This window comes from Photobacterium frigidiphilum, from assembly GCF_003025615.1.
GTDB lineage: Bacteria > Pseudomonadota > Gammaproteobacteria > Enterobacterales > Vibrionaceae > Photobacterium > Photobacterium frigidiphilum.
Genome location: NZ_PYMJ01000070.1, coordinates 1 through 8,878 on the forward strand (window position 1 = coordinate 1; position 8,878 = coordinate 8,878).

Annotated in this window: 8 protein-coding genes; 5 read left to right on the plus strand and 3 right to left on the minus strand. The window is 40.7% G+C overall.

Going from position 1 to position 8,878, the window contains the following annotated elements; all coding sequences use genetic code 11:
• The first annotated feature begins 166 nt into the window (after positions 1-166).
• The 3 genes from C9J12_RS29145 (at position 167) to C9J12_RS29155 (ending at position 3,163) form a co-directional block, all read left to right on the plus strand.
• Entirely contained in the window at positions 167-1,087 is a 921-nt protein-coding gene (locus tag C9J12_RS29145; RefSeq protein WP_227876508.1) for a tyrosine-type recombinase/integrase, read from the plus strand.
• 9 nt (positions 1,088-1,096) lie between these two features.
• A complete protein-coding gene (locus tag C9J12_RS29150) occupies positions 1,097-1,993 on the plus strand; it encodes a replication initiation protein (protein ID WP_227876509.1) in 897 nt (298 codons plus the stop codon).
• A 336-nt stretch (positions 1,994-2,329) separates the two neighbouring features.
• Entirely contained in the window at positions 2,330-3,163 is an 834-nt protein-coding gene (locus C9J12_RS29155; protein WP_107246804.1) for a pPIWI-associating nuclease domain-containing protein, read from the plus strand.
• A gap of 202 nt (positions 3,164-3,365) precedes the next feature.
• Here C9J12_RS29155 and C9J12_RS29160 read toward each other — a convergent pair whose 3' ends face one another.
• Positions 3,366-3,686, minus strand: coding sequence for a hypothetical protein (locus C9J12_RS29160; RefSeq protein WP_107246807.1), 321 nt, complete (start codon positions 3,684-3,686; stop codon positions 3,366-3,368).
• 205 nt (positions 3,687-3,891) lie between these two features.
• Complete coding sequence (locus tag C9J12_RS29165; RefSeq protein ID WP_107246810.1) at positions 3,892-4,881, minus strand: ParA family protein; 990 nt, start codon at positions 4,879-4,881, stop codon at positions 3,892-3,894.
• Positions 4,882-6,069: 1,188 nt separating this feature from the next.
• Here C9J12_RS29165 and C9J12_RS29170 point away from each other — a divergent pair.
• The gene (locus C9J12_RS29170; RefSeq protein ID WP_107246814.1) at positions 6,070-6,597 is read left to right on the plus strand and encodes a DUF6155 family protein; all 528 of its coding nucleotides are present in this window, start codon (positions 6,070-6,072) and stop codon (positions 6,595-6,597) included.
• Between the two features lie 853 nt (positions 6,598-7,450).
• Positions 7,451-7,822: a hypothetical protein gene (locus C9J12_RS29175; protein WP_107246816.1), complete on the plus strand. Its 372-nt coding sequence runs from the start codon at positions 7,451-7,453 to the stop codon at positions 7,820-7,822.
• Between the two features lie 16 nt (positions 7,823-7,838).
• On the opposite strand, the gene C9J12_RS29180 is transcribed toward C9J12_RS29175, so the two are convergent.
• Positions 7,839-8,878 (minus strand): toprim domain-containing protein (locus C9J12_RS29180; protein ID WP_227876510.1); only part of this gene is annotated, 1,040 nt, incomplete at its 5' end.

Consider the following 8,878-nt stretch of genomic DNA (forward strand, 5'->3'; position numbering starts at 1 on the left):
TGCGAAAAAGATTAAATAAATTGACGCAAGCCGATCACGTCAGTTAGATTTTACGAAGGTCTACAATCGAATGAGATTGTGATCGCCATCGATGTTATAGAGCGATCGGCATCATGTTAATACGCATAAGCCCAATAAACGGCGGGTACTGAACCGTTTTTTAAGTGTGCCTGAAATTAAACGCTTGTCGGCGGTACTCGATGACGTCGGGGCGCGCAGTGATGTACTGTTTCAGTGCTGTGACATTCTTCGTTTACTGATGCTCACAGGGTGTCGGGTGTCAGAAATCACCCAGTTGAAAGGGGAATACCTTCACGGCAATGAAATTCATTTGCCAGACAGTAAAACAGGGGCAAGGGTGGTGCATATCGGCCAAGCGGCGGTTGATGTGCTGGCGCGCCATGTTCGCCGCCAAGGCGGTGAACTGTTCCCGATGAAAAAAGGCGCATCGGTGCGTGCTGTGTCCAATCTGTGGGTCAAACTGCGGATTAAGGCCGACATTGCCGATGTCAGAATACATGACTTGCGCCATACCTTTGCCAGCTATGCGGTGATGGACGGGCACACCCTGCCAATGGTCGCTAAATTGTTAGGCCATAAGCGGCTTTCCATGACATTGCGTTATACCCACGTCAGCGATAAAGCCGTGGAGCAAGCCGCCGAGCAGGTCGGTAATACGTTCCGTCGCATAGTGACCAACACCTCGCCTACGACGGTGACACCGTTGAATGCGTTACCAGCTCAACAAGGGGTGACCACCAAGCGATTAAGCATCACCCTGACCGATGAAGAATTGCGGTCGTTATGGCTGGGAGCAGAGGCCGACAACCAGCCGTTAGAAGCATGGGCGTTAGCGGTATTGCGTGAGGGGGCGCGGCATGACCGCGAGTTGGACAGTTTTACCCGTCACCAACAATTGAATGAAAAGCACCGCCAATACCACCAAAGTAAACGGCATGCGACCTTGGTGATTACGCTACCCAAAACAGAGCACGGTTATTACCGCACTTTGGCCAATGATGCGCGGTTAAGGGTCATGGCATGGAGTCGTATCAAACTGCTCGATAAGGGGCTCGGTCACGAGTAGCGCATAGTCATGGCCATGCTATCGAAAGCGGCACTCATTGAGAGCTTGCCGCATAAGCCGTATTGCACCGATGAACTGGGTAACTTGTTTATCCGTGGTCGCTTGTCGGCGATTTCGCGCCAGTACCTACAGGTTAATCGCCATAATATGGTGACGTACTTGGTGTTTGATATCGACCGCGCAGGGGCGGCACTGGCATGGTCTGACGCGCATTTACCGCCGCCGTACTGGACGGCGAAAAACCCGCGAAATGGTCACGCGCATATCTGTTACAAGCTGTTGATACCGTTTCCGACCTCAGAAGCGGCACACCTTGAGCCGATACGTTATGCGGCAGCGATTCAATCGGCGTTCATGCAGCGTTTACAGGCTGATGAAGGTTACGCGGGACTTATCACGAAAAATCCGCTCCATCCCCATTGGCAAACCGAATGCTGGACAGAGGACGGTTACAGCCTCGATTATCTGGCGGACTTTGTTGATATCCGTAATCATCCGAAAGTGGGCAGGGAAGCCAGTGGTCTAGGTCGCAACTGTGACACTTTTGATAATGTCCGTCATTGGGCTTATAAGGCCATTAGAGAGTATTGGCGGCCTGACTATGCCGCATCATGGGAAAATGCTGTGTTAGCGCGTTGTGAAGCCATCAATATGGGTTACAACACCCCGATGCAGTATTCAGAAGTAAAATCGATCGCTAAGAGCATTGCGAAGTGGACGATGCGGCATTTTACTCCTGCGAAGTTTTCGGAATCACAAGCTAAGAAAGGAGAGAAAGGTGGTAAGTGCAGCAAGGGAGGAGGGCGACCCGTTGATAAAAAAAGTGAAGCACAATTGAAGCCTTGGGAGTCATTAGGTGTTAGTCGTAGAACGTATTATAACAAGAAAAAGTTAGGCTTATTGTAAGTTGCACTAAAACAAGCCATATCAGATAACAGCCCTTTTTAAATGAGCGTGAAGGTTGATATGTAGTGCTCGTTGCCATTAACACGTTTCTGCCTCTTTATGCGTTAGAGCAAATATTCATTTACATGCTGTCAATGTGAGTTTCCCCTACCAAAAGTTATCCAAATTTAGAAGATCAAGAAATTAAACGTCACTGAGCAGTCTAAGCTCACAATATAGCCACTAACCTATTGATTACAAGTTGAAATTATAAATGAAAGACGGCATCATGTGAACATTAAAGGCGACTGTTAGTCGCCTAAGTAGTGTTAACTGGCACACAAAATTTAGGGTCTTATGAAACTTAAAAAATTATTAGAACATTGTTTTATTCAAGAATTTCAGAGTGTTTTGGTCTCTCCATTTGAAAAAGAGTTATTCAGAGCAAGTTTGAGGAACTATTGTTCACATGGAAACCCTTTAAGGTTTCACAATTTTGCTTTCTCAATGCGAGAATTAGTTTTACAGATTATTGATAGACGTGCACCAAACGACAGAGTACTAAAAGCGATTTGGTATGAGAAGGAAAGTGAGAAGTTTGATGTTACTAGAAGGCAAAAACTAAAATTTTGTGCTCAGGGTTATTTGTCTGATGCTTACCTTGAAGAAGAAGATCTAGACGAAGTAAATGCAAGCATCAAAGAATTTCTGAAGAAATTCAACTTTTTTAATAAATACACCCATATAACAGAGAAGCACTTTACTCCGTGTCCTCAAAAATTCTATACCGATATGAAGTACATTATTCAACTCTCCCAAGAGGTGATCGAAGAACTAACGGCTTTGGAAGATTATGTAATTAGCAAGGTTGAAGATTACCTTGAATCTGAAATATTTGACAACGTGGTCAATAATTTCCCTGATGAGCTGTCTATACTAGCGAATAATGTTGTAATCGAAGAAACGCATCCAGAACAGTTGGAAATTACAGGTATCAACGAGTCTAATGTTGTAATGAATGTGACAGGGACTGTGCATGTGAGCCAAGAGTATGGGAAACGTGAGGATTTCTTCTCAATGTCCACGAGTTATCCTTTTACTGTAAGCCTCGGTGTCTCTGTTTCTGATCCAAGTGATATTGACTTAGACTCTGGTGGTATTGAGGTCGATACAGCAAGTTGGTACGAGTAAAGCCACTTAAAGCACAAGTGACGGGGTCAAGTCTTGCTTTTTGCCTGTCAAAGTTTTCTATATTTCAGTTAATTAATTTTTTGCTAATTTAGCAAAGTTACTAAAACATTTATGTCCAAATGTGTGTTAGAGAAAAGGCCACGAATGTGACCTTTTTGCTTGTTTATCAGTGAGACACATTATGTGTGAGTGTTATGTAAAATCACATACTGAATTCGATGTGCTTACCTAATCCATCAATCATTAAACTAAAATAAGAATGAGTGTGATCAAGTACTTCTTCACGTTCAAAAAGCGTTCTAACTTTATCCTCAACAATACTTTGACCTTTCTTACGTTTTTCACTATTGCCAGTAGCAATAAATGAAATTTCCCCTACTAGCGTTGTTTCAATTTCATCTACTGATTCCCATCCTGCTATGTTTTTTATTAGTCTTCTAGCTTCTGCTGCCTTGTTTTCTTTATTTGAACTATTCCCATAGGGAGAAATTGAGTATGTAAGCTGAAAATTATAAATTGTCATGTGACCTCCAAAAACGACGCTGAATTGCATACATTATAGATATTTGGGTGAGACTAAATAAAAACAATACTAAGAGTATGGTTATTGAGCGTTTCCACTAAAACATTCCTCAAAAAAGCACTCTCGACCTTCTCGTTGTTCTTACTTCGGCTGTTATGTTCAATGCAAGCAGTTAGGAATCGACTTAACCCGCATTGTTATACGGTTATAGTACGCTCAGAAGCTTTTGGACTATTGGCTCGAAATACTCTGCCGAATCTCTTGCTCGTGTAATATGAGCACCGTTTAAACCATCTCGTGATGTACAATCAAATACAGGTTTTTTAGCATCCAATGAATATGGAATTAAGCTATGAAGATTTGGAATCTGCCCAATATTCCAATTACCATCCCCCCAATCATGTACTTGTCCTAATGGACCTAAAACATCGATTATGTTTTGTTGTACAGCACTCTGAATTTGATCGCCAAAAATAGCCCAACCTCTGGTCATTCCATTGGTATTCTGACGGATGTTGTGTTGCTGCATAACGTAACCAAGAAATGTTGGCTTACCTTGAGGTAAATCAATACTACCAGCTGCTGAGCTATTGCACTGATCCCACTCTCTGCGCCAAACTTTCAATTTAGCACCAAGGTTTTTAGTTCCTCGAATTGAGAATAAATCAGGAGACATTGGTGCAATAAAGTAGTCACTCGCAGCCAAAACCGATCTATTTAACGCACCTAGATTAGGACCCAAATCGAGCATTACTACATCTGCCTCGACCTGCTCTGCTGCCCACTTGATATAGCGATAGATAGCAGATTGAATCCGTAATGCAGGGGCGCTACCACCTTTAGCACTGCTCCAAGAGTCACCAAGAGAGTCTTCGTAGTTACTTAGTAAAACATCACCCGGTACGATATATAAATTAGGGTAGCTGTTATTTAGCAAAGATGGTCTTCTTTGCCTAATATCACCCAAACCTTCATACACTCTTTCAATTGCGTTCCAGATACTATTTCCTCGTTCTGGTCTCCAGCTTCTCTCAAGCTCAGTATCCGACAAAGAGTAAGCCGATAAATTACATTGGCTATCTAAATCAACAACTAGTACTGTTTTGCCTTGCCTTTCTAGCAAATGAGCTATGTGGTACATATACGTAGTTTTACCAACGCCGCCTTTATTATTAAAAATACTTATAATTTTCATGTTTTCCTCAATATTAACCTAACCGTATAACGTCTAACATAAGTTGTACCACGGCCAACTCACCAAGCGCACTGAACTCCAGACCAAAAATGCGGAGTAAACGTGTCAACTTGATGTTCTTGTGTACGGCCAGCATGGGCATGAACTAATGAGGTGAAAGTCCTCTGTAGGAAAATCAGCATTTAATATTCAACTAGTTGATATTAAATGCTAACTACTAGAGAATGGCAAGGGCTTTTCCGCGAGGAACGGTCTAAAGGAAGCCGCTAGCAAAACTGCGAGCTGATGAAAAAAACATCATATGAGGCGTAGGTCAGAGGCGAGTTGGCACAAGACGACGAAGCCAAGTGATTGAATGATCACCTTACGAATGCAGCTTTTCTATACGTTAAGTCATCTGATGATTCTGAAATTAGAGTACAAGGTTTAAACGGGATTTTACCCGAAACGTTAGGTAATCGTTACATGTTCTTGCCTCAAAGCGTAATGACTATACAAACATGTACGTTGGGATTCTTCACTTTTACGTTCAAAACACTCATCGTCTATTACTTCTTAATCTTCGTCCTTCGATCTGGATTTTATCGCTATTCCCGCCTAATCTTGATCAACCGTTCAGTACTGGGCGGCTGGGGCTGGCGATTAAGGCGAAAAGAACTCAAAGTAGGATAATCTAGTCGGTTTTGCCGATGATTGTTATATAAGTAAAAAAAATACTTCGATGTCGTTTACGGAAAATCGCGAATGCAATACTCGACAACATTGATATTGCTATTAGTATGATAGGGGATATATCGGGATCACAATGTACTTATATGAATAGATGTCGTGAAGTTATTGTATCAAGATGTGATCATCTTTTGGAACAATTAGATGAAATTCCAAATATAAAACTTTGATTAGACGAAATATCTTTATTATATCATTAGTGAATAATATAAGTGACTAGATAAACATTGCAATATTGTTAATTTCGATCAATGTTTTTACATCAAAAATCAGTCTGCGTGTGGGACTAAATATTTGTATTTGGTTACCTTTAGCATCTGACCTCGCTCTGGTTATCCACAGATTCTGTGGGTAACATTTAACTCGATAATTGTGCAGTTATTATTCATAATCATATTAAAATGCTAATGTGGTATTTTATTGAAAATACTAAATTGATATTTACTGTGAGTATGATTGATGTCATTACAAAATTTGCATGTGATATTAAGGCACAAATCTGAAAAAGAACTGATTGATGAAATAGCAGAACTATATAAGAGATTTGATGCAGTGAAACGGTACGATAAAGTACCGTTACTCAATGATGATGAGGAGGATGTTTTTAATTATAATGTGAGGAAGATAAAACAATCGATGTTGCCGACATTTACAATAGATACGCCCTTGCCTGTATATGAAATAGCAGACGCTAAAAAAATAATTTTAGAATATAAGATGATGTCGAGTAATGGCTATGGGATCGCAAGGCTCATGCTTTTCTATATAGAATTATGCATTCATATTATTAACGAATACGATTATATCGAAACAGTTTGGACTAGTGGGATAAGTACATTCGAGACACTAATGACATTCATCAAAAAAAATGACTTGGATGTCGGTATGCACAAAGAGATAGAAAGGGTAGTGCAGTTATCAAGTCAACATATTGAAATGAATTGCGCATTGGCTTGCATTTACGAAATGATAAATATTAAAGATTGAATCTATGATTAAGATTATTCTTGTTATGATTTGATTGCTCTCCCTGTATGTAAAGTAATACCGCTGTTATAACGAATTTATCATTCGATAAGTGTCGTGATTAATCGGGTGTTTTTTTAATTTTTATTTGATTGATTTATCCCATTGTTTAATCTCGGCATAATACCGTTATTATGAGGCAGTACCACCTATTGAAATAAACAGGTGTTAACGGCTGGCAGGTTAATGGTATCGTTGTTTAGCGTGGCATTACGGGACGTAAAAGATCGTTAACAATGCCACTTTTAATGATTTTTGGGGTGCTTTTTGCTTAACGTTTAACTTTGACTTTTACCCCCGACGCCCCCTTTAAGGGTGCTGAAAACCCTGATATAGTGCGCTTTAAAGTGTGATAACAAAGAACTGAACGATCACTCGATAGTTGGCACTTTCCCTTCTTTATACCTCTACACCCCTCGCTATCTCGATAAATCGAGATGGTTGTTGTTGGTGGTTCGTAACATGCTGATATTTAAAGTAAAAAAATTAGTGTTTTTACGAGTTTCGGCATTATCGAATTTTAAAAAAGTTAAACTTAACTTTGCTGAAAGTGTATTGCGCGCGCAATACGTGCGTATTGCAAGTGTATTGAAGCCGCATTTTTAAAGGGCTGTAGCTTATTTTTACCTCAGTGTATTGCAGGTGTATTGCTGTTGTTTAACTGATTGATAATGATGTCATATTTTAGTTTTCGTTGTTTATGCGTATTGCGCGCGCAATACGCCTGTTTTTTCGTGCAATACACGCGCAATACAGTAAAATGATGCAGTGCAATACATGTGTATTGCGATATGTTGGTGTATTCGGAGGGGAAATGGCGAGAAATCCGGTGGTCCAGGTAGCGTGTGAACCTGAGTTATATAAAAAGATAGATGATTACCAGAAAGAAAAAGGTATCCAAAGCAAAGCTGAAGCGGTACGTGAGTTGATTGATTTTGCGTTTAGGGTGTTGGAGCATTCATCGGAGGAGGAAGCAGTTTCAATGCGGGTGTTGATGGAGAAGGTGCTGGAGCTTTCGACAAAGAATCTTTACATGCAGAATAATATTTATTTCCAAACCTATAATGAGGAAAAATACTCTGGTGATCATTCTACGTCTAATGCGAGGAAGCGTGTGACCTTTGAAAAAGCAGAAGAGTTTGTGGAAAGGTTTCTCGCGGGGGAAGAAAAGGAAGGGGATAAGTAATATCCCCTTGTCGTTATTATCGTGTCTTTTCGCCTATATCGAAAAGTGGCGGTTGGATAGTGAGTTCATTATTAGTGGTATGAAGTCGGTCAGCCAACGCATGGTATTTATCGGCTTCATGTTCTTTAAAGGATTGGACGGTATTGTTAACATCGATTTTATCGCTTTCCTTATCGTTATTTAGGGTGTGGCCAATATATTCGTTGAGTGATTGGATGGCTATTGGAATATGGTCATCTTTAGTGGTGATATTATGAATGGCCGTTTTAATCTCATCGAGCAACGTTGTACTGGCTATTGAGTGATCATTCTTAGGTTCAATGATGGTCGCATGTTTTCCCTCATGTTCAACTTTGGAAATAATATCATCAATCAAGTGTTGACTTATTTCGGTGTTTTCCTGGTTCAACACAATGATAATATTTTCGCGGAGGTTGTCGGTGTTGACGGTTCGGCAATCGTTATTATTGGTGACGGCAATAATGTCGGTATTGGTTGGGTTGTTGTCATTAATCAGTAATGCATTTTCAATTCCTACGGCTAAAATACTGTAATCAGCCTGTATGCCTTCATTAATCGGAATATGGTTGCCCGATTTTGTGCCCAGTACCCGTTTATTAATCTTGAGGTCGCTAATGTCTCCTGTGGCGTCATTTAAATAAGTCACCGAAATGCCTTTAATTTGATTGTCCGGTGTTTCCAGTTTGGCAATAAGGGCCGGATGGGTCGAGCGTGTTTCTGATGAATATACCCGAGGATGATAGCGAATGCTGTCATTGTCTTTAAACGGACGGTTGGGGTTCGTGTCTAAATAGGTCTGCGCCAAGGTATTGGTGACAGGAATGCCGTCATTAAAGTATTGCTGAGCGCGTGCCTCTAATTGACTTTGTTTAAGTGGAACGGTGGCTTTTAATTGTTCATGTTGCGGATTGATAGTCAGTTGATGTTTATCCGGCTCTGATAATAAGGTGTCTGCTTTAAATAAAGCGTCTTTATAACTGAGTCCTTCTTTATTCATTATCAGCGATATTAACGTGCCGTTTTCACCGGTGCCCC

What these genes read in the sequence shown, in the direction of transcription:
- C9J12_RS29150 (WP_227876509.1), top strand. Translation starts at nt 1,097, where the DNA reads ATGGCCATGCTATCGAAAGCGGCACTCATTGAGAGCTTGCCGCATAAG.
- C9J12_RS29155 (WP_107246804.1), top strand. Translation starts at nt 2,330, where the DNA reads ATGAAACTTAAAAAATTATTAGAACATTGTTTTATTCAAGAATTTCAG.
- C9J12_RS29160 (WP_107246807.1), bottom strand. Translation starts at nt 3,686, where the DNA reads ATGACAATTTATAATTTTCAGCTTACATACTCAATTTCTCCCTATGGG.
- C9J12_RS29165 (WP_107246810.1), bottom strand. Translation starts at nt 4,881, where the DNA reads ATGAAAATTATAAGTATTTTTAATAATAAAGGCGGCGTTGGTAAAACT.
- C9J12_RS29170 (WP_107246814.1), top strand. Translation starts at nt 6,070, where the DNA reads ATGTCATTACAAAATTTGCATGTGATATTAAGGCACAAATCTGAAAAA.
- C9J12_RS29175 (WP_107246816.1), top strand. Translation starts at nt 7,451, where the DNA reads ATGGCGAGAAATCCGGTGGTCCAGGTAGCGTGTGAACCTGAGTTATAT.